This is a genomic window from Reyranella sp. (genome assembly GCF_965228225.1).
GTDB lineage: Bacteria > Pseudomonadota > Alphaproteobacteria > Reyranellales > Reyranellaceae > Reyranella.
Genome location: NZ_OZ245801.1, coordinates 1908439 through 1933291, shown reverse-complemented (window position 1 = coordinate 1933291; position 24853 = coordinate 1908439). Strand labels below are relative to the sequence as shown.

23 protein-coding genes are annotated in these 24853 nt (G+C 64.5%); 4 read left to right on the top strand and 19 right to left on the bottom strand.

Features of this window, described 5'->3' with window-relative positions; all coding sequences use genetic code 11:
* Complete coding sequence (locus ACO07K_RS09220; protein ID WP_422035630.1) at positions 1 to 1053, top strand: bifunctional transcriptional activator/DNA repair enzyme AdaA; 1053 nt, start codon at positions 1 to 3, stop codon at positions 1051 to 1053.
* Positions 1046 to 1564, top strand: a complete 519-nt coding sequence (gene ogt / locus ACO07K_RS09215; protein WP_422035629.1) for a methylated-DNA--[protein]-cysteine S-methyltransferase — start codon at positions 1046 to 1048, stop codon at positions 1562 to 1564. The genes ACO07K_RS09220 and ogt overlap by 8 nt, the downstream gene beginning before the upstream one ends.
* A 31-nt stretch (positions 1565 to 1595) precedes the next feature.
* Here ogt and ACO07K_RS09210 read toward each other — a convergent pair whose 3' ends face one another.
* The 7 genes from ACO07K_RS09210 to yghU form a co-directional block, all read right to left on the bottom strand.
* Complete coding sequence (locus tag ACO07K_RS09210) at positions 1596 to 2570, bottom strand: tripartite tricarboxylate transporter substrate binding protein (protein WP_422035628.1); 975 nt, start codon at positions 2568 to 2570, stop codon at positions 1596 to 1598.
* A gap of 83 nt (positions 2571 to 2653) precedes the next feature.
* Positions 2654 to 3172 (bottom strand): UGSC family (seleno)protein, encoded by a 519-nt coding sequence (locus ACO07K_RS09205; protein WP_422035627.1) that lies wholly within the window; start codon positions 3170 to 3172, stop codon positions 2654 to 2656.
* Positions 3173 to 3188: 16 nt separating this feature from the next.
* Positions 3189 to 4274 (bottom strand): hypothetical protein, encoded by a 1086-nt coding sequence (locus ACO07K_RS09200; RefSeq protein WP_422035626.1) that lies wholly within the window; start codon positions 4272 to 4274, stop codon positions 3189 to 3191.
* A 13-nt stretch (positions 4275 to 4287) separates the two neighbouring features.
* On the bottom strand, positions 4288 to 5295 hold the full coding sequence (locus ACO07K_RS09195; protein WP_422035624.1) for a tripartite tricarboxylate transporter substrate binding protein: 1008 nt from the start codon (positions 5293 to 5295) through the stop codon (positions 4288 to 4290).
* A 124-nt stretch (positions 5296 to 5419) separates the two neighbouring features.
* Positions 5420 to 6322: a LysR family transcriptional regulator gene (locus ACO07K_RS09190; protein WP_422035623.1), complete on the bottom strand. Its 903-nt coding sequence runs from the start codon at positions 6320 to 6322 to the stop codon at positions 5420 to 5422.
* A 34-nt stretch (positions 6323 to 6356) separates the two neighbouring features.
* Complete coding sequence (locus tag ACO07K_RS09185; protein WP_422035621.1) at positions 6357 to 7364, bottom strand: asparaginase; 1008 nt, start codon at positions 7362 to 7364, stop codon at positions 6357 to 6359.
* A 78-nt stretch (positions 7365 to 7442) separates the two neighbouring features.
* Positions 7443 to 8318 carry a glutathione-dependent disulfide-bond oxidoreductase gene (yghU, locus tag ACO07K_RS09180; protein ID WP_422035620.1) on the bottom strand — a complete coding sequence of 292 codons (876 nt, stop codon included), beginning with the start codon at positions 8316 to 8318 and terminating at the stop codon, positions 7443 to 7445.
* A gap of 197 nt (positions 8319 to 8515) precedes the next feature.
* On the opposite strand from yghU, the gene rfbB reads away from it, so the two are divergent.
* The gene (rfbB, locus tag ACO07K_RS09175) at positions 8516 to 9574 is read left to right on the top strand and encodes a dTDP-glucose 4,6-dehydratase (protein ID WP_422035619.1); all 1059 of its coding nucleotides are present in this window, start codon (positions 8516 to 8518) and stop codon (positions 9572 to 9574) included.
* Positions 9575 to 9587: 13 nt separating this feature from the next.
* Here the strand turns inward: rfbB and ACO07K_RS09170 are convergent, their stop codons facing one another.
* The 12 genes from ACO07K_RS09170 to rfbA all read right to left on the bottom strand — a co-directional run bounded on the left by ACO07K_RS09170 (position 9588) and on the right by rfbA (position 24210).
* On the bottom strand, positions 9588 to 10178 hold the full coding sequence (locus ACO07K_RS09170; protein ID WP_422035618.1) for an NUDIX domain-containing protein: 591 nt from the start codon (positions 10176 to 10178) through the stop codon (positions 9588 to 9590).
* A gap of 25 nt (positions 10179 to 10203) precedes the next feature.
* A complete protein-coding gene (locus ACO07K_RS09165; protein ID WP_422035617.1) occupies positions 10204 to 11586 on the bottom strand; it encodes an FAD/NAD(P)-binding protein in 1383 nt (460 codons plus the stop codon).
* Between the two features lie 61 nt (positions 11587 to 11647).
* Positions 11648 to 12727, bottom strand: coding sequence for a sulfate/molybdate ABC transporter ATP-binding protein (locus tag ACO07K_RS09160; RefSeq protein WP_422035616.1), 1080 nt, complete (start codon positions 12725 to 12727; stop codon positions 11648 to 11650).
* Between the two features lies 1 nt (position 12728).
* A complete protein-coding gene (gene cysW / locus ACO07K_RS09155) occupies positions 12729 to 13571 on the bottom strand; it encodes a sulfate ABC transporter permease subunit CysW (RefSeq protein WP_422035615.1) in 843 nt (280 codons plus the stop codon).
* Positions 13564 to 14424, bottom strand: a complete 861-nt coding sequence (cysT, locus tag ACO07K_RS09150) for a sulfate ABC transporter permease subunit CysT (RefSeq protein ID WP_422035613.1) — start codon at positions 14422 to 14424, stop codon at positions 13564 to 13566. Before cysT ends, cysW begins: the two co-directional genes overlap by 8 nt.
* Complete coding sequence (locus ACO07K_RS09145; protein WP_422035612.1) at positions 14421 to 15461, bottom strand: sulfate ABC transporter substrate-binding protein; 1041 nt, start codon at positions 15459 to 15461, stop codon at positions 14421 to 14423. Before ACO07K_RS09145 ends, cysT begins: the two co-directional genes overlap by 4 nt.
* Positions 15462 to 15591: 130 nt before the next feature.
* Complete coding sequence (locus ACO07K_RS09140; RefSeq protein ID WP_422035611.1) at positions 15592 to 16065, bottom strand: RrF2 family transcriptional regulator; 474 nt, start codon at positions 16063 to 16065, stop codon at positions 15592 to 15594.
* Positions 16066 to 16174: 109 nt separating this feature from the next.
* Entirely contained in the window at positions 16175 to 18073 is a 1899-nt protein-coding gene (gene cysN / locus ACO07K_RS09135; protein ID WP_422035610.1) for a sulfate adenylyltransferase subunit CysN, read from the bottom strand.
* Complete coding sequence (cysD, locus tag ACO07K_RS09130) at positions 18073 to 18987, bottom strand: sulfate adenylyltransferase subunit CysD (RefSeq protein WP_422035609.1); 915 nt, start codon at positions 18985 to 18987, stop codon at positions 18073 to 18075. Before cysD ends, cysN begins: the two co-directional genes overlap by 1 nt.
* Before the next feature lie 106 nt (positions 18988 to 19093).
* On the bottom strand, positions 19094 to 20215 hold the full coding sequence (locus tag ACO07K_RS09125) for a glycosyltransferase family 4 protein (RefSeq protein WP_422035608.1): 1122 nt from the start codon (positions 20213 to 20215) through the stop codon (positions 19094 to 19096).
* 13 nt (positions 20216 to 20228) lie between these two features.
* A complete protein-coding gene (locus ACO07K_RS09120; RefSeq protein ID WP_422035607.1) occupies positions 20229 to 23216 on the bottom strand; it encodes a glycosyltransferase family 2 protein in 2988 nt (995 codons plus the stop codon).
* Between the two features lie 94 nt (positions 23217 to 23310).
* Entirely contained in the window at positions 23311 to 24210 is a 900-nt protein-coding gene (gene rfbA, locus ACO07K_RS09115) for a glucose-1-phosphate thymidylyltransferase RfbA (protein ID WP_422035606.1), read from the bottom strand.
* A 90-nt stretch (positions 24211 to 24300) separates the two neighbouring features.
* Here rfbA and rfbC point away from each other — a divergent pair, with 90 nt between their 5' ends.
* The gene (gene rfbC / locus ACO07K_RS09110) at positions 24301 to 24852 is read left to right on the top strand and encodes a dTDP-4-dehydrorhamnose 3,5-epimerase (protein WP_422035605.1); all 552 of its coding nucleotides are present in this window, start codon (positions 24301 to 24303) and stop codon (positions 24850 to 24852) included.
* Position 24853: the final 1 nt, after the last annotated feature.

Below are 24853 nucleotides of genomic sequence, written 5' to 3'. Positions count from 1 at the left end.
ATGGAATTGCTCGACCGCAGCACCTATTACCGCGCCTTCCAGAGCCACGATGCCCGGTTCGACGGACGGGTATTCGTCGGCGTGACCTCGACCGGCATCTATTGCCGGCCGGTCTGTCCGGCCCGGACTCCCCGCTTCGAGAATTGCCGCTTCTTCGCCTCGGCCGCTGCCGCCCAGGAAGCCGGCTTCCGGCCCTGCCTGCGCTGCCGGCCCGAGATCGCTCCCGACTTCGGCGCCTGGCGCGGCAGCGCCAACACGGTGAGCCGTGCACTGGCGCTGATCGCCGAAGGCGCCCTCGACGAGGACGAGGCCGGGGTCGAGGCGCTGGCCGGGCGGCTGGGTGTCGGTGGCCGCCAGCTGCGCCGCCTGTTCCAGCGCCATCTCGGCGCCTCCCCCATCGCGGTCGCCCAGACGCGACGCGTCCTGTTCGCCAAGCAGCTGCTGCACGACACCCACCTGCCGATGGCCGAGGTGGCGCTGGCGTCGGGCTTCGGCAGCGTGCGGCGCTTCAACGAGACGTTCCGGAAGCTGTTCGACCGGCCGCCGAGGATGCTGCGCCGCCGAGCCGGTGCCGACACCTCCGCCCGCGACGGCGTCACGCTGAGACTCGGCTACCGCCCACCATACGACTGGCCCGGGATGCTGGCGGCGCTTTCCGCGCGTGAACCGTCCGGCCTGGAGTGGATCGAGGCCGGCATCTGGCATCGCCGCCTCGATCTCGACGGCATGCACGGCCGCGTCTCCGTCGCGCATCTGCCGGATCGCAACGCCGTGGCGGTCACCATCCGCTTCCCCTCGGTGAAAGCCCTGCCGGCGATCGTCGCGCGCGTCCGCCGCGTCTTCGACTTGGGAGCCGACATCACGACCATCGACAGCCATCTCGCGCGCGATCCTGGGCTCGCACCGCTGATCGCGCGGCGGCCGGGCCTGCGCGCCCCCGGGGACTGGGACGATCACCACACGAACATGCCGAGCGACGACACCGCGCCGCCAGCCTGGCGGCCGTGGCACGCCTATGCGGCGCAGCACCTGCGGATGGCAAGCCATGCCTGAGCTTCTCGACTTCAGGATCGATCGCCTCGCAACGCCGGTTGGGGAACTGCTGATCGCAGCCGACAGAGACGGCCGGCTGCGGGCCATAGACTGGAGCGACTACGAGAGCCGCATGCGCCGCCTGCTCGACCGCTACTACTGTGTGGGCCGCTACACGATCTCGGCCGGCCGCGATCCCGGCGGACTGACGAAGGCGATGAGCGCCTACTTCAAGGGCGACATCGCCGTCATCGACACGCTGCCGGCCGAAACCACCGGCACGCCGTTTCAGAGGGGCGTCTGGCAGGCGCTGCGCGGGATCAAGTCAGGCACGACGATCAGTTATGCCGAGCTCGCCCGGCGCATCGGCAGCCCGCGAGCGGTGCGCGCGGCCGGGCTTGCCAACGGCCAGAATCCGATCGGCATCGTCCTGCCCTGCCACCGGGTCATCGGCAGCAACGGCACGCTGACCGGCTATGGCGGTGGCCTGCCGCGCAAGAAGTGGCTGCTCGAACACGAAGGCGCCCTGTAGACGCCCGACTTCACCCCGGCGACAGGCGCGGTCAGTCCAGCGACACCCCGGTCTCTGTCGCCACGGTCTTCCACTGGCGCACTTCGTCGTCCAGGAAGCGCGCCATCTCGATGCTGCCTTGCGGCATCGGATCGAGAAACGCGGCGTCGAACTTCTCCTTCACGTCGGGCAGGACCAGCACGCGGGCGATGTCCGCCGCCAGCTTGCTCGTCACCTCGGGCGGTGTCCCCGCCGGCGCGAGGAAGCCGTACCAGTTGTACACGACGACGCCCGGCGCGCTCTCGGCATAGGTCTGCACCTCGGGCAGGCGCGGATGGCGCTGGGCCGTGGCGATCGCCAGCGCCTTCAGCTTGCCCGACTGCAGATGGGGCATGACCGGCGCCATGGCATTCATCACCAGCGGAATCTGGCCATTGATCGCATCGTTGAGCGCCGGTCCGCCGCCCTTGTAGGGCACATGGACGAGGTCGAAGCCGACCTTCGCGCGCAGCAGCTCGTAGGTGAGATGCGGACCGCTGCCCTGCCCCGGCGTGCCGACGGCGATCTTCTGCAGCTGCTCGCGCGGCATCGCCAGCAGCTCTTTCAGCGAGTTGGCGGGAAACGAGGGATGCGCCACCATCACCTGCGGCGATGCGCCGACGAGCGTGATGGGCACGAAGCTCTTCACCGGGTCATAGCGTGCCTTGGAATAGACCGCCGCATTGATGCCGTGCGCGACGTCGGCATAGAGCAGCGTATGGCCGTCGGCCGGTGCGCGCGCGACGATCTCGGTGCCCAGCATGCCGGCGGCGCCCGCCCTGTTGTCGACGATCAGCGTGTAGCCCGCCGTCTCCTGCAGCTTCTGCGCCACCAGGCGCCCGGTGAAGTCGGACCCGCCGCCCGGCGCATAGGGCACGACGAGGCGAATGGTCTGCGACGGATAGGCAGCCTGCGCGCGGGCGGCCGGCGCGAAAAAGCCGGCGGCGGTGCCGGTAGCCAGAAGAGTACGTCGGGAGAGCAGGGTCATGATCTGCCTCCCATACACACTTCATGCCAGAACAGTTTTTTCTGGACGAGCGCCGTTAGCGTCCCGCCAGCCTCCGGCGATCCTCAAGCCTGGAGGATCGCCACGGCCTGTTCGTAGGCCGCTTCGGCGCGGACCTTGAGTTCCGCCAGGGTGCAGCTGCCGATCGGGTGCTGGACCTTCACGAACGGGTAGTCAGGAATGCCCAGGACGCGTGCGATGTTCTTCACGGTCACCTCGAAGGGGGTCGTGCAGATCACCACGGCGCGCTTGCCGAGTTGTTCGAAGCTGATGCTGTCGTGCAGACTGCACGTTGAACAGGACCCTCAATCCCCCAAGCCGGTGATGAGGAAATCCACCTCCTGCGCCACCTGGGTGAGCGTCGCCGACGGCGCCGGAGCGCTCGCGTTTCTCTTGGAGGCGACGGTGCGGATGGTGCAGCCATGCCGCTCGACGAACAGCGCCGCAACCTCGCGCAGCATCTCGTCGGCGTTGAGCTTGCCGTTCTCCAGGAGGCCGATCCGCAGGCCCTCGAGGCTGCCGAGCGGCGGTGCCCGGAAGGCCTTGCGCCTGGGTGTGGTCGACATCGGTGAATAGAGCTGCATCGGATACTCCCTCTGTTTACGGGCGCGCGCCGGCAGGCGCCGGCGTGATGGCCTGGTGCTGCATGATCGAAGCCCGTCCACGGCTCCACGACGGGATGAAGCAGGAATGACCGCCGGCATCGCCACCGCCCATGGTCACGAGAATATCGTCCGGCCTCATCCCTCGATGCATGAAGCCCTCCAGGGCGAGAACGTGCCCGCCGTCGCCGTGCTGGGCGTCGTATTCGCGGTCGCGATACTTGCCGGCGTCCTTCATGCCCACGACCGACCGCCTCGCGGTGACGAACAGGAAGTCCTGCACCTTCTCGCGCGACCAGCCGCTATCGGCCACGATCTTCATATGCTCGGGCGCCAGGATCACCACGCTCTGGCCGAGGCTGATGCAACCATAGTTGGCCATCGAGTCCGCCACCGAGGTCAGCACCTCTTCCGGCGTATTGCCGCCATGGTTCTCGACGTTGAAGAAGCCGCCACCGGCAAAGCAGGTGACGCTCGACACTCCGGTCTCGTAGCCCTGCGCCTCGCACAGCAGCGGCCAGGGATTGCCCCGCGACCGCTCGGCGATGCAGAAGCTGTACTTGCCGGGATTGCCCTGCGTGGATTTATCGGAAATCCCCGGCAGCATCTGGAAGACGTTGCGCAGGATGAGGCGGGTTGCACGACCGATCGTGCCGTTGGCGCGATTGCCGGGGCCAAAGAGGTTCACATCGGCATTCATGCCGATCTCGTCGGCATAGGGACCACTCACCACCAGCAGCGGGGCGGAACCGCCAGTACTGGCGGTCGAGCCATGGAAGTTGAAGTCCTGCCGGTTCATCGCCTCGAAGGCTGCGACGATCACCGGAAAATATTCAGGCAGGCAGCCCGCCATCACCGCGTTCACCGCGGCCGCATGCAGCGACAGGTCGAGGCCGGTCGCCGGATGGTGCGCGATGACCGTCTCCCGCGCCCGCGCATCGGCCGCCAGCATCGCCTCGACGCGGTCGATCACCGGAGGCACCACGGGGAGGCCGTCGGTCCATCCCTGCTCGTAGCACCAGTCGATCGCCGCCAGGAGATCGTCGGGGACTTCGTGGATACGCGGCTTGGTGGCAACGGCCATGTGCGCTTCTCCCCTATTCGACCTTGGCGCCGACACCTTCGACGAGCTTCCGCCATTTCACGAGTTCGCCGGGCAGCATCGCCCCGAAGTCGGACCCAGGCCGGAAATCGATGTCGGAGCCTCCGCTCTCGAGCTGCTCGCGAAAAGCCGGGTCCTTCAGCGCGTTGGTCAGTGCGGCCACGATGGCCTTGCCCACTTCAGGCGGCGTGCCCGCCGGCGCGACGAGGCCCAGCCAACCTTCCAGGCTGAATCCGTCGGGCAGCGCTTCGAGCAGGGTCGGCGTCTCGGGAAGCTGTCGCGAGCGCTTCGAACCGGTCGTGGCGAGCGCGCGCAGCGTCTTTTGCTGCACCTGCCCCAGTGCCGTCTCGAAGGTCGGAAAGCCGACCTGCACCTGGTCGGACAGGAGCGCGCGCACGATCTCCGGCGCGCCCTTGTAGGGCACATGGACATAGTCGATACCGGTGGCCTGACGGAATGCCTCCGCAGCGAGATGCGCGGGGCTGCCCGCACCGCCAGAGCCGAAGTTCAGTTTTCCGGGATTGGCCTTCGCCATGTCGACGAACTCCTTCACCGTCTTCGCCGCGCTGTCGGCCGGCACCACCATCATCGAGGCGCCGCGCACGAGCAGGCAGATCGGCGTGAAATCCTTGACCACGTCGTAGGTGATCCTGGCGTAGAGCGCCGGATTGATGACGTGGCTGTTGGCCATGATCATCAACGTGTAGCCGTCGGGCGCCGAACGGGCGACCGTCTCCGCGCCGATATTGCCGGCGGCACCAGGCCGGTTCTCGACGACGAATTGCTGCTTCAGTTCCTGTGTCAGGCGCTGCGCGACGCGCCGGGCCGTCGTGTCGGGCGAGCCGCCCGCGGTGAAGGGCACGACGAGGCGAACCGGCTTGTCCGGATACTGCGCCGCCGCCTGGCCCGCGAAGCCGGCCGCGGAAGCCACGGCCAGCAGCAACCCTCCGCACAGGCCCGTGAGGCTCTTCTTCATCGTGTGGCGCATCTCGGCCGAAGCCATGGTTCCTCCAGCGGCAGCATCTTCTGGTTCTGCTGATAAAGGCGCCCGATCCCGGCCGGGTGACAACCACCCCGTTCCGAATGAGCCATAGCCTGCAGGCATGGCCCTGGCCTTTGTCCGGCGCCTAGAGACGGGGCGTCTTGCGCCGCATGGCGGCCCGCGCGAAGTCGGCGACTTTCTTCACCACGGGCAGGCGCCACTTGGCCTCAGTGGTGAGCATCCAGCACTCGTAGCCGATCTCCACGCGAAGCTTCAGCTCGACCAGCGTCCCGTCACGCAGTTCCTGCTCGAACACGAACCGCGGGCCCAGGGCGACAAAGTCGGATTCGAGCGGCCGGCTCTTCACCAACGCATAATCGTCGGAGACGAAGGCATTCATGTTGCGCGCCGCCTTCGCACTCATGGCACCCAGCCATCTGCGGAAGCTCGGCACGGCGCCGACGCTGGCAAGAGGATACCCGAGCAGAATTTCCGGCGTCAGCGGTGCCTGACGCAGCGCCGGGTGACGCGGTCGCACCACGGCGATCCGCAGGTCGTCGCAGATCTTCACGCGGATGAAGTCCGACTGCTCGTCGGGCGCCTCGAAATAGCAGAAGACCAGGTCGAGGCTGCCCATGCGGAGCGAGCGCATCAGCGTCTCGACATCGTCGTAGCGCGCTTGGAGTTGCAGCTCGGGAAAAGTCCTCCCGACCTGCCGGACGACTTCGGGCAGCAGCTTGATGCGCGTCGCCGGCCCGACGCCGATACGCAGGCTGCCTGTCTCGCCCCGGGCGAGTTCCTCCAGTTGTTCGCTCATTCTCGCCACGCCGGCCAGCAGCATCGCCGCGTGCTCGGCCGCTGCGTGCCCGTAGACGGTGGGCCGGGCGCTGCCGCCGCCACGGTCGAACAGCTTGAGGCCAAAGTGCTTTTCCAAGCGCGCAATGCTCTTGCTCAAGGTCGGCTGGGAAATCCCCAACCGCTTGGCCGCTCCGCTGAAACTGCCCGCACTGCAGACGGCAACGAGATGCTCGAGTTGCTTCAACTCCATCGCGGCAGGGTATCAGGCCGCGAGAGGCCGGCAATCAGTAGGTCGCGAACATCCGCGCGATCTCGACCGGGTCGCCGGTCCGGGTGAGCGCCAGGGCGAGGAGCAGGCGGGCCTTCTGCGGATTGAGATTGTCTGCCGAGAGGATTCCGGCCCTGGCGAGCTTCTCGCCGCGGAAGATGCGGCCCGATCCCGCGCGCGAAGACTGCACGACGACGACGCCCTGCTTCACCGCCTCTTCCATCGCCGCGAAATCGGCCGCCGGCGGCATGCCCGGCGCGAAGCCCGCGGAAACCAGCCCCTTGGCGCCGGCGGCGATGAACGCGCGCATGGCGCTGCCGTCGGAGCCCGCATAGGCATAGGCGATGTCGACCCTCGGGAGGGCGTCGAGGCCCGCGAGGTCGAATTCGGTGTCCGGCATATGCCGGCGTTCGGGCCGCCGGTAGTAGGCAATGCGGTCGGCATCGGCATGGCCGAGGATACCGAAATCGGGCGTGCGGAAGGTCTGCATGCGCCAGTTCGAGGTCTTGGTGACCTCGCGGGCCGCCTGGATCTCGTCGTTCAGCAGCACCAGAACGCCCCGCCCCCGGCTCTGCGGGCTGGCGGCCGTGCGTACCCCGTTCACGAGATTGATCGCGGCATCGGTCGACAGGCCGGAAGCCGGCCGCTGCGAGCCGATCAGCACCACGGGAACGTCGACCTTGAGCACCAGGTTGAGAACCCAGGCCGTCTCCTCCAGCGTCGCCGTGCCATGGCCGATGACGATGCCGGACAGGTCGGGATGCTCGGCCACCACGCGGTGGCACAGCGCGGCGAGCTCCTGCCATTCGGCGAAGTAGATCTCGGGGCTCGGCACGTTGCGGAAATCGACCGGAATGATCTCGGCGATCTCCTCGACCACCGGAAACCGCGCGACGATCTCGCTGGCGTGCATGCGGTTCTCATGCACGCCGTAATCCTGCAGCTCGAGCGGATGGACGCCCAGCGAGGCCATCGTGCCGCCGGTGCCGATGAAGGCCACCTTGGGCCGGTTCGTGCTGCTCACCCTCTGCTCCTGCGTTGGTCGTCGACCTGACGACCAACGCAAGATCGATGCCGCCGCAATAGACGGCGCAGCGCGCGCTCAGGCCTTGGCGCCGATCTTGTCCTGCGTCTTCAGGTCGAAGTCGCTGGCGTCGTGGCGCTCGTGGAGCTGGGCCGAGGGATCGCCCTGCAGACGGTTCACGATGCGGCCGCGCTTGACCGCCGGGCGCGCGCCGATCTCGTCGGCCCAGCGATTGACGTTCTTGTATTCGTGCACCGCGAGGAACTCGCCTGCACCGTAGAGCAGTCCCTTGGCCAGCCCGCCGTACCACGGCCAGACCGCGATATCGGCGATCGTGTAGTCGTCGCCGGCCAGATACTTGCTCTCGCCCAGGCGCCGGTCGAGCACGTCGAGTTGCCGCTTCGTCTCCATCGCGAAGCGGTCGATGGCATATTCGATCTTGGTCGGCGCATAGGCGTAGAAGTGGCCGAAACCGCCGCCGAGATAGGGCGCGCTGCCCATCTGCCAGAACAGCCACGACAGGCACTCGGCGCGCTTGGCGCTCTCCGTCGGCACCAGCGCGCCGAACTTCTCCGCGAGATAGAGAAGGATGGCGCCCGATTCGAACACGCGCACCGGGTTGGGACCGCTGCGGTCCACCAGGGCCGGGATCTTGGAGTTCGGGTTGGCGGCGACGAAGCCGCTGCCGAACTGGTCGCCCTCCCCGATCTTGATCAACCAGGCGTCGTATTCGGCGCCCTTGTGACCCAGCGCCAGCAGCTCCTCGAGCATGATGGTGACCTTCTGGCCATTCGGCGTGCCCAGCGAATAGAGCTGCAGCGGGTGCTTGCCGACCGGCAGTTCCTTTTCGCTCGTGGGGCCAGCGATCGGCCGGTTGATGTTGGCGAACCGGCCCCCGCTGGCCTTGTTCCAGGTCCAGACCTTGGGTGGGGTATAGTCGGATGCGTCGCTCATGCTTCCAATATCCTGTGATGGAGCTTCGGGAATGGCGCCATCCTAGCCGCCTTTCGGCCGTCCTGCTCGCTCCCGTGCCGCCCGCATCGGGGGTTAGAAATCGAAACGAAACATATGGTAAGTAGGGATAAGTCCCCGGATTTCGGGCATTCCCTGAAGCAAGGAGGGGCGAGCGCGGCTCGCTTCGTAATGGCCCCATGAGAATTCTTGTTACCGGCGGAGCCGGGTTCATCGGCTCAGCCGTCGTGCGTCACATCATCCGCGACACAGACTGGACGGTGGCCAACGTCGACAAGCTGACCTACGCGGGCAATCTCGAATCCCTCGCCGAGGCGCAAACCAGCAACCGGCATCGCCACTACAAGACCGATATCTGCGACCGCGCGGGAATCGACGCCGTCCTGGCCGAGTTTCGGCCCGACGCGATCCTGCATCTGGCTGCCGAAAGCCACGTCGACCGTTCCATCACCGGTGCCGCGCCGTTCATCGAAACCAACGTCAACGGCACCTTCACGATGCTGGAGGCGGCTCTGGCCTACTGGCGGACGCTCGACGAGGCCGCGCGCAACCGGTTCCGGTTCCAGCACATCTCGACCGACGAGGTGTTCGGCTCGCTGGGCGCCACCGGGCTCTTCACCGAGACCACGCCCTACGCCCCCAATTCCCCCTACTCCGCGAGCAAGGCCGCGTCGGACCATCTGGTGCGCGCCTGGCATCACACTTACGGGCTGCCGACTCTGGCGACCAACTGCTCCAACAATTACGGCCCCTACCACTTCCCGGAGAAGCTGATCCCGCTGGTCACCATCCGCGCCCTGCGTGGCGAGACCCTGCCGGTCTACGGCAAGGGCGACAATGTGCGCGACTGGCTGCATGTCGAAGACCATGCCGAGGCGCTGACCCTCGTGCTTCGCACGGGGAAGCCGGGCGAGACCTACAATATCGGCGGCAACAGCGAGCGCCGGAACATCGACGTCGTGCGCGGCATCTGCCGCCTGCTGGACGAGATGCAGCCCGACGCCGCCCATCGCCCGCACGAATCGCTGATCAAGTTCGTGACCGACCGGCCGGGCCACGACGCCCGCTACGCCATCGACGCCTCGAAGATCGCGACCGAACTCGGCTGGCAGCCACGGCACGATTTCGAGAGCGGCCTGCGCGACACGGTTCGATGGTTCCTCGACAATCGCGGCTGGTGGGAGCGCGTGATGAGCGGCGAATACCGGGGAGAGCGGCTCGGTCTGACCGCCGCCTGATCGGCACGCCGCCCTATTTCAGGAGTTCGAGCAGACTGTCCGGCAGGTCGCCTCGCCGGCGCCGGACGTCGATCCCCAGCAGGGCGGCGATTCCCGGCAGATTCGAAATCTCGCCTGTCAGGGCCATGCCGACCGCATCCGCGAACGGAACCCGACGACGCCTGAGCAATTCAGTATCGTCTGGCTGCGGTGCGCCGCGGTCGAGTCCCCAGGCGACGAAGGCCGGCACGGCCTCGGTCGAGATTCCGGGCGACACGGTGCCTTCCACGATCTTGAGCCAGTGCTCGGCGGTGCAGCCGGCTTCTTCCTTCAGCTCCGCCCGCGCGACCGTGAGCGGATCCTCGCCCACACGGGCCCCTCCTCCCGGAATCTCCCAGGAGTAGCGGTCCAGAACATAGCGATACTGGCCGATCAGGGTCACGCTGCCGTCGCGGTCTACCGGCACGATGCAGACGCCGTAATACTTCATCCGCACACTGTGGTAGCTGCGCGCCGCTCCGTCGGACAACGACACGCGGTCGTGACGGACCGAGAAGTACCGGCAGTCGTAACCGGTCTCCTCCTGCAGCACCGTCCAGGGGTTGGCTTCGTCCACGCGTTCCATCGCACTCCCCTTCCGACGGCAGGCCCTACCCTGCCACGGCCGCCAGATGCCGGGCCACCGCCTCGCACTGCTTGCGGATGTCGGGCACCGCCGTCGTCTCCCAGAGGTTGCCACGTATAGGCGGGCCAAGCGCGAACAGGACGTCGGACGCCACCCCTTCCTTGTTGATCAGGCGATAGTCGTCGCCCAGATCGAGCCCGAGAGACAGCGAATCCGGGCGGGCGAGGCCTGTATCGAACAGGCAGCGGATCAGCGGATCGCGAATCCGATCGTAGTCGAGCTGGGGACCCGAGCAGTTCACCAGCCAGCCGCCTTCAACGCGCTGCAGCGACTCGCCCCCGCGCGCCTTCACGGTCATGGAAACGCCGTCTGCGCCGAGGGTCACGTCCTGCAGCCGGCCGGCGGTGACGACCAGCTTGCCCGCACGCCGCAGTTCCTCGATCTCGGCCGCAACGGGCTGCGCCACGCGATGGCGATGCACTTCCCAGTATGGCCGCACATGGCGCAGGAATCGCCGTCGCTCGGCAATGGACAGGGCGCGCCAGAGCGCCTGGGTTTGCGGCCGCATCGAATCGAGGACGCCGCGCCAGTCGACGCCCTGGGCCGCGGCCGCCTCGACTTCACGCCGGACCACGCGAACGAGTGCCGAAACCGTCTTGGGCAGCGCGTCCGGCGTCAGGAAGGCCTGGTAGGGACCGACATCCCGGTGCGGCAGCGGCATGAACCCCCGGCGAGACACTGCCGTGATCGTTCCACGATGGCCCCGCGAATGGAGGTCGAGCACGACGTCGACCATCGTCAGGCCGGTTCCGACCAGCACGACGTCGTCATCCTTCTGGATGCGCGACAGGCCGCCGCTCCACGGATTGGCGATGTAGCGATCCTCCGCGCCGTCGCGCGTCTGCGGCTTCACCGGGAGGGCCGGCGGAAAATTGCCGACGCAAAGCGCGGCACGGTCGACCGTGTGCCGTGCACCGTCCGCGGTGTGCAGCTCGACCGACGTCGCGCCCGCGCGCAGGCTCGTCACCTCGGCATCCACGCCGATCATCGAAGATGCCGGATGCGCCGCCAGACAGGCCGACAGGGTCGACCGGAGGTATTGACCGTACAGGCCCCTCGAAACGAAGGGACCGCGCGGCTTTGCGCCTTCGGCTTGCGGACAGCCCTCGAGCCACTTGATGAAATGCTCCGGCAGAGAGTCGTACGCGCTCATGTTGCCGACACGGACATTGAGCAGATGCTTGTCGTTCGGCGTCGAATAGGCGACGCCGCTGCCGAACGCCGCCGCGCGATCGAACAGGAAGATTCGCACCGGAACGCCGGACTGCTCGATGAGGTGAACGGCCAGCATGGTTCCCGTGAAGCCGCCCCCCACGATGCCGAACGTGGGCCGTGCATCTTCAGTCACGGGCCACCTCACGATCCTGGCATGTACACTTGCATGCGAATACCGGCATGGCGTTCCTCCGTCAGCGTGTTGGAAACAGTCGCATGGTGAGCAGGCTCACGTGGAGCTCGTCCCCTTTCACCACGGTATGCTCGAGGGGAAGCGTGACCTCGACAGACGGGAGATTCTGATCGATGGACAGTTCGGCTCTTCTCGCCGCACCGACCCGGCGCGTGCCGACGACCGTGCCCGAGAAGGTGCCGTGCCCCGTCGCGTGGGCCAGCGCGAGGTCGGACGGGCGGATGAACAATTCCGCGGCACCGGCTGGAAACTGGAAGGGAGCCGGCACCTTGCCTCCTCCCAGAGAGATCCAGCCCTCTTCGACGGTGACCGGCAGTCGAACCGCATCGCCGACGAAGCCCGCCACGAAGGGGGTTGCGGGACGGTCGAGGATGTCGTCCGGAGGCCCCAGTTGTTCGAGGCGCCCGCGATTGAGGATCGCGACCCGGTCGGCCAGCTCGAGGGCCTCCTCCTGGTCGTGCGTCACGAACAGCGTGGTGTGCCCGGTACGGTCATGCAGCTCGCGCAGCCAGCGGCGCAGGTCGCGACGCACCTGAGCATCGAGTGCACCGAACGGTTCGTCGAGCAGCAGCACGCGCGGCTCGACAGCCAATGCGCGCGCAAGCGCAACACGCTGCCGCTGACCGCCCGATAGCTGCGCCGGATAACGCTTGCCGAGGCCCGGGAGCTGAACCAGTTCGAGCAGATTGTCCACGCGCTTGCGGATCTCGGCGTCCGGCGGCCGCAGGCGACGAGGCCGGACGCGCAAACCGTAGGCAACATTGTCGGCAACGCTCATGTGTTTGAACAGCGCATAGTGCTGGAACATGAATCCGACGCGCCGCTCCCGCACCGGCACATCGGTCGCGTCCTCATCGCCGAACAGAATTCTCCCCGCGGTCGGCGACTCGAGGCCGGCGAACAAGCGCAGCAGCGTCGTCTTCCCCGATCCCGACGGCCCCAGCAGCGCCATCAGTTCTCCCGGCTTGACCTGCAGATCGATACCGTTGACGGCGGCGACGCCCGGGAACGACTTGGCCAACCCTTCGGCGGTAATGGCGATCGGCACGCCCCTGCCCAATTCGCTCGTGTGAGTGGCCATGTCAGTGCCGCCTTGCCGTGGAAAGTCCTTCCGCGTGTCGCCACTCCAGGATCGACTTCGCCGCGAGGGTGACGAGCGCCAGACCGGCGAGCAGAGCCGCGACCGCGAAGGCGCCGACGAAATTGTATTCGTTGTACAGTATTTCAACCTGGAGCGGCATGGTATTGGTGAGTCCTCGAATGTGGCCGGAGACGACCGACACGGCGCCGAATTCACCCATGGCGCGCGCGTTGCAAAGAAGAACGCCGTAAAGCAGGGCCCACCTCACATTGGGCAGGGTGACGGTCATGAACGTCCGCAATCCCGAAGCACCCAGCGTGAGAGCCGCCTCCTCTTCCGCCGTGCCCTGCTCCTGCATCAGCGGAATGAGCTCGCGCGCGATGAAGGGAAAGGTGACGAAGATCGTCGCGAGCACGATCCCCGGCACGGCGAAGATGATCTTGATGTCCCACGCGTCGAGCCACGGACCAAAGACCCCTTGCGCGCCGAACAGCAGGACGAAGGTCAGTCCCGACACGACCGGTGAGACGGAGAAGGGCAAATCGATCAGGCTGATCAGCAGGCTCTTGCCGTGAAACTCGAACTTCGCGATCGCCCAGGCGGCAGCCACACCGAACACAAGGTTCAGCGGCACGGCAATGGCCGCGACGATGAGCGTGAGATAGATCGCGGCGATCGTGTCTTCGTCGGCGTATGAAGCGAGCAGCGGCTCGACTCCCTTGCGCAACGCCTCCACGAAAACGGCCACCAGTGGAAGCACCAGAAACAGCGCCAGAAACGCCAGCGCCGCGCCGATCAGCAGCCATTGCAGCGGACGGCTTTCGTTGACTGCCGTTTCACGCACCGTCGTACCTCCGTCGGCTCAGCGCCTGGACCGAGTTGATGATCAGCAACGCGACGAACGAGATCGCCAGCATCACGACCGCGATCGCCGAGGCTCCGGCATAGTCGAACTCCTCGAGACGGGTGACGATCAGCAACGGCGCAATCTCCGAAACGAAAGGAATGTTGCCCGCGATGAAGATCACCGAACCGTACTCGCCGACCGACCGGGCGAAGGCCAGGGCGACGCCCGTCACCAGCGCCGGCACCAGCGCCGGGAGCACCACGCGGAAGACGGTCTGAAGCCGGGTCGCGCCCAAGGTGGCCGACGCCTCCTCGATCTCACGTTCGAAATCCTGCAGCACGGGCTGCACTGTGCGGACCACGAATGGCAACCCGATGAACACGAGCGCAATGAAGATGCCCAAGGGCGTGAAGGCGATCTTGATTCCCCAGGGTTCAAAAATGGCGCCAATCCACCCGTTGGGAGCATAGAGCGCGGCCAACGCAATACCCGCCACCGCCGTCGGAAGAGCGAAGGGAAGATCGACCGCGGCATCGAGCAGCCGGCGGCCGGGGAAGTCGTAGCGAACCAGCACCCAGGCGACGAGCGTGCCGAACACGGCATTGAGCAGTGCCGCCAGGAGCGAGGTGACGAAGCTGACCTCGAGCGCTGCGAGCACGCGCGGGCTGGTCGCCACGCGCCAGATTCCCTCGAGACCGAGACCGCTGGCGCGCCAGATGAGGACCACGAGCGGCAGCAGGACGATCAGCGACAGGTAGGTCGTGGCAAATCCCAGCGTCAGACCGAAGCCTGGCAGGGCACTCGGCCTGACCAGGGCAAAGCGCCCGCCCCTCACGCGAGCGACCGTCACCGAGAGGCCTTGCCGGCCGGTCTGTAGATCTGATCGAAGATGCCCCCGTCGGAGAAGTGCTCGGCCTGGGCCTTCTTCCAGCCGCCGAAGGCCTGGTCGATCGTGACCAGCTTGATCTTCGGGAAGCGCGCCAGGTCGGCGGGATCGGCATCCTGCGGCCTGAATGGCCGGTAGAAGTTTCTGGCGATCAGCTTCTGCCCGGCGGGCGAATACAGAAACTCCAGATAAGCGTCGGCGGCCTTGCGGGTACCGCGCTTTTCGACCACCGCGTCGACCACGGCCACGGGCGGCTCGGCGAGGATCGACAGCGACGGCACCACGATGTCGAACTTTTCGGCGCCGAACTCCTGCAGCACCAGGAACGCTTCGTTCTCCCAGGAGATCAGCACGTCGCCGACCGCACGCTGGGCGAACGTCGTCGTCGAACCGCGCGCGCCGGAGTCGAGGACCGGAACGTTCCTGAAGATCCCTTCGACGAGCTTGCGGGCGGCGGCCTGGTCGCCGTTGGTCCGTTCGATTTCGTCGGCCCAGGCTGCCAGATAGTTCCAGCGCGCGCCGCCGGAGGTCTTGGGATTGGGCGTGATCACGGAAACGCCCGGCTTGGCGAGATCCGGCCACTCCTTGATGGCCTTGGGATTGCCCTTGCGCACAACGAACACGATCGTCGAAGTGTAGGGGCAGGAATTGTTCGGGAGACGCGCCTGCCAGTTCTCCGGCATGCGCTTGGAATCGCGGGCGATGGCGTCGATGTCGCCAGCCAGCGCCAGCGTCACGACGTCGGCCTCCAGGCCATCGATCACGGACCGCGCCTGCCGCCCTGAGCCTCCATGCGACGTCCGGATCGTCACCTTCTGCCCCGCGCGGCGCTGCCACTCGCTGGCAAAGGCATCATTGATCGCGCGGTAGAGCTCGCGCGTCGGGTCGTACGACACGTTGGTCAGAACAATGGGACTGGGTGTCTGGCCGAAGGATGGAAAGGCGCTCGACGCACCAAGTGCTGTGCCTGCGGCGAGCAACGAGCGACGGTGCAAGCTCATCATCGTGTCCCCTGAAGTCAGTCTGGTGGCTGGACCAAGGAAGCCTAAAGTCGATGACTATTTGTCGACTAGATCAGTAGAGATTGTCAACTCGCTGTTCGAAAATGTCCACCGCGCAGGACTCCGGGCGTCAGGCCAGTAGACGGTTCCGAGACGGACGCCCTTTCGACTCCTTGGTCGGCACGGGCTCTTCGCTCGTCATGGCGTCCAGAAGGCTTGTATTGTCCAAGATCGTCCGACTGGATTCAGCGACCTGAGCAAACACACGCCGGATCTCACAGTTCTCTTCGTCCAGACAATCCGAGCATCGCCGGTACGAGATCTTCGAAAGGCATGGCAGCAGCGCGATCGGCCCATCGACGATCCGCAACACCTCTCCAAACATGATCTCGGACGGCTGCTTGTTGAGTTGATACCCTCCGAGCTTGCCGCGCTTGCTCCGCACCAGGTCATGGTGCTTGAGGTCGAGCAAAATCTGTTCCAGGAACTTCTTGGGAATGAAGCAGCACGCCGACAATTCGGAGATCATGATCGTCCGACCGCTCGGTGCGTGCGCCAGCGCGACCAGCGCGCGCAGCGCGTATTTGGCTCTCTGAGAGATCATGCTTCGGTCGAACCCCTATCGGCCCGATTAGACGGATTGTCCAATCGAGCCGCAAGTCGGGTGCTGCCCCTCTCGGGTTCAAACCAGCAGGGCGTCCGGGGGCGACCCCCTACCCTTGGGTCAGGCCCTTCGCGCCCAGGACGCGGACCAATTCCTCGACCGCCGCTTCCACAGAGAGGTCCGCCGTCTCCAGATGAACATCGGGATGTTCCGGAGCCTCGTACGGCGAGCTGATGCCCGTGAAATTCGCCAGTTCGTGCCGGCGCGCCTTCTTGTAGAGGCCCTTGGGATCGCGCACCTCGCACACGTCCAGCGGGGTATCGACGAACACCTCGAGGAACTCTCCCTCGCCCATGAGGCCGCGCGCGGCTTCGCGCTCGCTGCGGAACGGCGAAATGAACGACACGAGGACCAGCAGTCCGGCATCGACCATCAGCCTCGCCACTTCCGCGACGCGCCGGATATTCTCGACGCGATCGGCATCGGTGAATCCGAGGTCCCGGTTGAGGCCGTGACGGATATTGTCCCCATCGAGGACGTATGTATGCCGCCCGAGGCTGTAGAGGCGCTTCTCGAGCGCCGTCGCGATGGTCGACTTGCCCGAACCCGAAAGGCCGGTGAACCAGATGACCGCGCCCTTCTGATTCTTGAGGGAAGACCTCGCCGCGCGGCTTACCTCCAGGCTCTGCCAGTGAATGTTGCTCGCCCGGCGGAGAGCAAAGTCGATCAGCCCCATACCGATCGTCTGATTCGTGATGCGGTCGATCAGAATGAAGCTGCCCGCCTCCCGGCTCTCCGAGTAGGGTTCGAAGGCGATCGCCTTGTCGAGGGACAGATTGCACACCCCGATCTCGTTGAGATGCAGGGTCTTGGCCGCAGAATGCTCCAGCGTATTGACGTTGACCTTGTGTTTCAGGTCGGTCACCGTCGCCTGCGCGGTGCTCGTGCCCACTTTCAGGAGATAGGCCCGCCCCGGCAGGAGCTCCTCCGGCGACATCCAGAGCAGATGTGCGACGAACTGATCGGCAATCGCCACGGGTGCCTCGGCAGCACAGATGACATCGCCACGGCTCACATCGATTTCCCGGTCGAGCACCAGGGTCACGGCCTGGCCGTTCATGGCGCTTTCCAGGTCGCCGTCCATCGTGACGATGCGCTCGATCACCGCCTCCTGTGCGGAAGGCAGAACCTTGATCCGGTCGGACGGCTTGACCGACCCGCTGATGATCGTCCCGGCGAAGCCTCGGAAATCGGCATTCGGCCGATTCACCCACTGCACGGGCATGCGCAACGGCCGCGTGGCGGCCTCCCCGCCGAAATCCACCGTCTCCAGGTAGGGCAGCAGCGCGGGTCCCCGGTACCAGGACATATGCTTGCTCGGTGCCACGACATTATCGCCCCGCAGCGCGGAGATCGGGATGGCCTCGACATGCTCCAGCCCAAGCTCCTTGGCGAAGGCCATGTACTTGTCGACGTAAGCCTCGAAGACGGCCTGGTCGTACTGGACGAGGTCCATCTTGTTGACCGCGAGCACGATCTGCCGAATGCCGAGCATCGAGCAGATGTACGAATGCCGGCGGGTCTGCGTGAGCAAATCGCTGCTGCGGTGCACGTCGGCCAGGATGATGGCGAGATCCGCGGTTGAGGCTCCCGTCGCCATGTTACGGGTATACTGTTCGTGGCCCGGCGTATCCGCCACGATGAACTTGCGCTTGTCCGTGGCAAAGAAACGATAGGCGACGTCGATCGTGATGCCCTGCTCGCGTTCGGCGGCAAGTCCGTCCACGAGCAGTGCGAAGTCGAGTTCACCGCCCTGGGTGCCGATGCGCGCGCTCTCCGTCTTCAAGCTGTCGAGCTGGTCGTCGAAGAGCATCTTGCCTTCGTAGAGCAGTCGCCCGATCAGCGTGGACTTGCCGTCATCGACACTCCCGCAGGTGATGAAGCGCAGCAGATCCTTGTTCTCCTGGGCGCGCAGGTAGGCGTCCAGGGCAGACTCTTCTCCGTTCATCAGAAATAGCCTTCCTGCTTCTTCTTCTCCATCGATCCCGCGCTGTCACGGTCGATCATGCGGCCCTGGCGCTCCGAACTGCGGGCGCGCAGCATTTCCTCGAGAATCGCCGGCATGTTGTCCGCGTCGCTTTCGATGGCGCCCGTGAGCGGGTAGCAGCCCAGCGTGCGGAAACGCACCCGCTTCATTTCAGGACGCTCGCCCGGTTGCAGCGGAAGACGGTCGTCGTCCACCATGATCAGCATGCCGTCGCGCTCCACGACGGGGCGCTCCTTCGCAAAATACAGCGGCACGACGGGAATCTTCTCGAGGTAGATGTATTGCCACACGTCGAGCTCGGTCCAGTTCGACAGCGGAAACACCCTGACGCTCTCGCCCTTGTTCTTGCGCGTATTGTAGAGGCTCCAGGGTTCCGGTCGCTGATTCTTCGGGTCCCAGCGGTGATGCTCCGAGCGGAAGGAGAAAATCCGCTCCTTCGCCCGGGACTTCTCCTCGTCGCGGCGCGCGCCGCCAATCGCCGCATCGAACCGATGGTGGTCGAGCGCCTGTCGCAGACCCTCCGTCTTCATCACGTTTGTGTGAATCGAAGAGCCGTGACTGAACGGATTGATGCCCTGACGGATGCCGTCGGGATTGATGTGCACGATTAGATCGAGCCCGAGCTTCTTCGTGATCTCCTCACGAAACGCGATCATCTCCCGGAACTTCCACGTCGTGTCCACGTGCAGGACGGGAAAAGGCGGCTTGGCCGGGTAAAATGCCTTCATCGCGAGATGAAGCATGACCGACGAGTCCTTGCCGATGGAATAGAGCATGACCGGCTTCTCACACTCTGCGACCACCTCGCGCATAATGAAGATGCTTTCGGCTTCGAGCCGTTGGAGATGGGTCAATCGATGGGAGACGTCGAGCAAATGATACTCCTGCCGGATTAGTCCAGCGCCTGCCTGAACGCATGATTTTCTAGCGCGACGCCCTCAGCGCCACAATAGCGGGAGCATGCAACGTGCCAACGCAATGCTAGTTTTCGCCGAACGCAAGCTGCCTGAAGATGCGCAACTCCGAAAGTGCAGCCTTCGAGACGGTGAAGTCGGCCGCTGTTTCCAGCGCCAGTTGCCGCATCGCCGCGCGCCCCTTCGCATCCAGTGTCACGAAGGTATGGATTGCATCAAGAATCTGATCGTCGGCCCGCGTATCGACAACGAAAGCGTTGCGTCCATGCGCCGCATACTCACCCGAACCGCCGAGGACTGGGAGAACGGGAATGCACCCGCAGGCCATTCCCTCCAGTCCGGTTCTGCCAAAGGCCTGATAGTCCGAGAGGTCGAGAAAGAGATCGCTTTGCCGCATCAGATCCGGCACTTCCGATCGTCTTAGGACGCCCCAGTTCTTGACACTTGGCGGCAGGTCGAGGCCGGTCGCCCTGAGTTCTTCCGCCGTGGCACCAAAGACCTGCAAGGACAGGTTGGCATATTTCCTGCTTAGACTTTGCAGGATGCGCGCGGTACGCCAAGGCGCGCGACGAGGTGTCGAAGGCCGCAGCATCGCCGCCACGACAAGCTGTGAATTCTGATGCTTGAGATCAGGATAGTACACGTCGTGATCAATCGACGGGACGACCTTCATCACGCGGATGCCGTGATTGGCGTAAACCATGTCGCACAGCCACTTCGTCTTCGCGAACAGCATCGCGTCCTTTAGGACCGAATAGGACTGATGGGCCTTCGTCCATGCATCGCTATGGGGCGTGTAGAACAGAGGCTCATAGTCCTGAACATAGTAGGCAAACTTCACCGTGGCTTTCGGATTGCCTTTCAGCATTTCGACCCGAGCGTTGTTCACGTCGAAAACCGAGCGGTTCGTGGTCGCGACAACGACCTGGCAGGACGCCATATGAGGCGCAAGCTCCGCCGCTTCCGCATAGGAAACGACAGGAACCTTGAGCGCCTCCAGTTCCGGATAGGCTGCTGTGAACTTGGCGTGATTCGGTTCGTTCACGGCAAGTCGGGCGTCGATGCCCAGTCGGGCCAGTCCCATGACTTCCTGAGCGACGGAATTCGAACCGCCGCCGCCGCCGCCCGACGGCAGAACGAACATCACGCTCATGAATTGAAAGTTGCCGTCCACCAGCTCGCCTTTCACGCGTTAGATCAGACTATTGCGGCTGAGAAGACACGATGACAGCGGAAGCCTCGACGGAAGCTCGAACAGGTCGCACTTCCCGCCAATCAGTCTCCGGATTCAACCTCTTGCGCAGCCTCTTGCGGAGTTCGATCAGAGAAGTGAGTTCAGCCATGTCCCGTTGGACGGCCTTGATGTCGACGTCCGGGTGTTTCGTCAGCAACTGCGTCGTTCCTCGCTTTGAAAGTTCAGCACGCCGCGCATTTCCGAAGCTCGCAGATTTGACGTGATAGACATAGACATGGTCGGCAAGGGCCAAGGAGTACCCGGCCTTTCGAACCCGCAGACAAAGATCGTTCTCTTCGCCATATCCCATCGGGAACGAGACTTCGTCGAGATACCCCACCTCCTCGATCACGCTCCGCCGCATCAACGTACAAAAGCCGTTCAAGAGCGTCGCCTCCGGAAATTCCTGAGGCGAGAGTTCGCGCACCAATCTGCCGACATCGTCTGGAGTAACCCCTTCTGGCAACGGATTGCTGCTCCAGCCACCCTTGATGTCGTGCAGGTCCGGTACCGACTGCCACGAAGCCGCATTGGAGACCGGCCCCACCATCGCTGCATTGGGCCGGGCCTTCACCACTTCGAACATGCCCTCCAGCCAACCCTGCGTAACCAGCGTGTCGCTGTTGAGAAGGACAACCCACTCCGCCCCCGAAGTGCTGATCCCGATGTTCGCCGAGCGTGTGTAGCCCACATTGACGTCGTTCTCGAGCAAGCGGATCCAAGGCTTGCCTCGAACGTATCGACGCAGCTGCTCCCTCGTCACGTCGCTGGACTTGTCGTCGACGATGGTCACCGTGTGCGGAACCGTCGTGTGGGAATAGATCGACTCGAGGCATCCCAGCGTCTCTTCGACGGCGTCATGGACACAAATGATGATGTCCACCGTCATCCTGGAATCCGGCAGCCAGCTCCAGTGGGGCTGGTCGACGGTCGTCGCCTGCGGACTGTAAGTCGGAGCCGACAGAGGCAGGGAGGATCTCCAGTGATCGAGCCCCTTCAGGAGGGTCAACTGGCTGGTGATGTTGGCGTCCTCCATCACCGGCTGGTGGGTCACCGGTCGAGCGGCCACGCCCGATGGCGCACCGTCGTTGCTCAGTTGCACGTCGCCGATCGCGAAGTCGACCGTTCCCACGAACTCGAAGATGAGCAACAGGGAATACCCTGGATCGCCAAGTGACTCCCTCACCTTGGCGGCCAGGATGTCGCGCTGCTCGGCGCGAAGCGGGAGCACGTGCAACTCGCCGATTCTGCCGATGCGGACGTTGCGGCGAAGGGTGAAAAGACGCTTTACGTCATATTCGTTCCGCTCAGCCGAGATGCGAGCCCGTTCGGCGATGAAGACCTGATGAATGGCGGGCGCTTCTCGGCTCTCCGGCGCGCCTGGCGGCGAAGAGGCCGCGCGTCTGGCATAGAATCGAAGCTGCCGCGGCGGGCCCGCGAACAACTGCAGCAAGTCGAGCGCTGCTTCCATGCGCAGGTAAGGACCCGCGATCTCTCCATGAAGGGCAATCCCAAGGACACTGCCATGATCGCGGCCGTCACGGAGGCCGCGCGGAGAAATCTCCGTCAGTCGGATCTCCAGGCCGGGACTTGGCGCCTTGGCAATAAGCTGCCACGAGTCGCTCAACTCGCTGCGCCGATTGGTGAAGTTCCGGACCAGGGCCCCGCTCCAATGGTCGAACCTGCCGTTGACGAGTGCGTTGCTCACAACGGAAGGAGTCTCGCGAAGTTCGAGCCCGTCCAGGGGCCTTCGACCCGCCACACAAGCGGCAACACATCCGAGGCTCACCGTTCGACATTGTCCGCTTCGGACGATCAGAACGAACCCATGCGGCCCCTCGGGCAGGTCGGCGGGCAACCTGATGGCCGCAGTTCGCCTTTGCCAGGAGGGCCAGAGGGTCAATGACACCTTGGATCCGGCAACGATTCCGCCGGAAGAACTCGTGAGGAAGATTTCCACTTCCGCGCGGCTCTCGGCCCTTCCGACGACGACCAAATCAACGAATTGCTCGGACACCAGGCCGGCGACACGCTGAGACAGAGTCACGGCCTGATCGGCGGAAGGCTTGTCGAAGCTGATGCGGAGGCTCTCCGCCTGAAACGGCTGATCGCGCGATGGAGCGGCTAGGCCAAGCGCAGCACCCCGGGGCACCGAGGCCTGCCAGGAGTCCAATTGCCCCCCCGTCCAGGATTGGAATCCCGAATTGCCAAGGAGGTTGGAGTCGCCCGTCGGTTGCGCAATCGGGGCCGTCCGAGCCTGTGCCCCCAGGGAGTCGAGTTCAAGCTTACCCGCCTCGGGTACAGCATCAGCAGTCACGCGCTCCCGACCATCGGCGAGTGCATCCTCGACGGGAACGGTCCGGCGAAACCCGGACAGTATTTTTTCCGCGAGCCCCTTGGCAGACGAAAGTACCCGCCCTCCTGCCGCCGCATCCTGAATGCGACAGAACTGGATCTCGACAGTCCCCTGTCCCGAAACCCGCAATGACAGGTACCACCGTCCCTCGGGCGGGGCTTCGCCTGCTTTGAGCGCGACCGTGAATTCATGCCACGATGCATTCAACGGAATCGCGCCGACGAGCCGACGGCTGACTTTTCGCTCTATTTCGTTGCCGTGGAACAACGCCATAGAATCCAGTTGCAGGGCAGAACTCTCCTCGGGGAGACCTCTCAGCCGTACTCTGACAACAGATGCCCCGGCCTCGACGAGCCCATCCGGAAGGCCATGCCACAGACGCACCTGCTCAGGAGGCTTGCGCAGCCGTATCCGAACGCCAGCCTCTGGTCGAGCACTCAACGGTTCCAGGCCGATATCCATCGGCCGCCCGCGGTCGACACTCGTCACAAACCAGCCGCGGCAGAAAGCAAAACCATTCTTCGGGTTGACGACACTTGCCGAAGTCCAGTCCAAGAACTCCGCATTGGTCTGCCGGTCGCCGCTGATAGTGTCAGACATGCTCCGCCCGCCCTCACCACTTACCAAGCAACAACGATGCCATTATAGCCATTTTGGGAGCGAGAGCCATGTCCGGTGATTTTCCTGAGGCCGTTTACCCCTTGTCGAGCAGCTCCCGCCCCGCCTGGAAAGCTGCGTGGACATTCAGAAGATACTGACCGTAACGACTCTTGCTTGCCTTGATGGCAAGCTGATGAAACTGATCCAAAGTGATGTAACCAAGCCGCAGCGCGATTTCTTCCGGGCACGAGACCCGCAATCCCTGACGCTGCTCCAAGATCTGCACGAACTGGCTGGCCTCGGTCAGAGACTCATGGGTCCCGGTATCCAGCCAGGCAAAGCCTCGCCCGAGTATCTCGACGAACAGCTGGCCCTGCTCCATGTAAATCCGATTGATATCGGTGATCTCGATCTCGCCGCGCGGAGAAGGCTTCAAAGAGGCCGCGATATCCAGGACGAGATTGTCGTAGAAATAGAGGCCTGTAACGGCGAAGTTCGACTTGGGCTTGAGCGGTTTCTCCTCGATTGAAACCGCACGGCCGCTCTCGTCGAGTTCCACGACGCCATACTGGTCAGGGCGAGCGACAACATACGAAAACACCGTCGCGCCCTTCTCGCGGGCGACCGCATTCCCCAACGCCTCCGACAGGCCGTTGCCGTAGAAGATATTGTCGCCGAGAACCAGGGCAACGCGATCCGAACCGACGAATTGCCGACCGACGATGAATGCATCGGCAAGACCGCGGGGAGTTTCCTGCGCTGCAAAGGAAAAGCGCATCCCCCACTGGCTGCCATCACCGAACAACCTCTGGAACAGAGGAACGTCCGTGGGCGTGCTGATGATCAGAACATCGCGTATGCCCGCAAGCATCAGCGTCGATAGCGGATAGTAGACCATCGGCTTGTCGAATACAGGAAGCAGCTGCTTCGAAACGACGCTCGTGACCGGATACAAACGCGTACCCGACCCCCCCGCCAAGATGATGCCCTTCATTCCGCCTCCATCTGGTCGGCCTCACGATGTTGCCAATAGCCTAAAACATTTACTATAAAAAGCGGTACGTGGTTCTCAGAGTAGGCAGGCATGCGGACGTTCGAGACGACACTTCCGGGTGTGATCCTCTTCGAGCCACGGCGGTTTGGCGATGCCCGTGGCTTTTTCGTCGAGACGTTCCAAGCGGAACGGTATGCCGCCGCAGGGGCGATCGGCCCCTTCGTCCAGGACAACCTCTCTCGTTCCACATACGGCGTGCTGCGTGGCTTACACCTCCAGTACCCGAACCCACAAGGCAAGCTCGTCAGCGTACTTCGCGGCAAGGTGCTCGACGTCGCAGTCGATGTGCGGCGCGGAAGTCCGACTTTCGGCAAGTCCTTCGCTGCGGAGCTGAGCGAGGAGAACGGGCGCCAGATGTTCGTGCCCAGAGGGTTCGCTCATGGCTTCGTCGTCCTGACCGAGAGCGCGGATTTCTTCTATAAATGCGACAATCTCTACAGTCCCAAGGATGAAATCACCGTGAGTTGGTGCGACCCCGAGCTGGGCATCGACTGGCAGATGACGGATCCGAGGGTTTCGGCCAAAGACGCCGCTGCCCTGCCGCTGTCGCAGATCGACCGGCTGCCTCCGTACGAAGGATAAA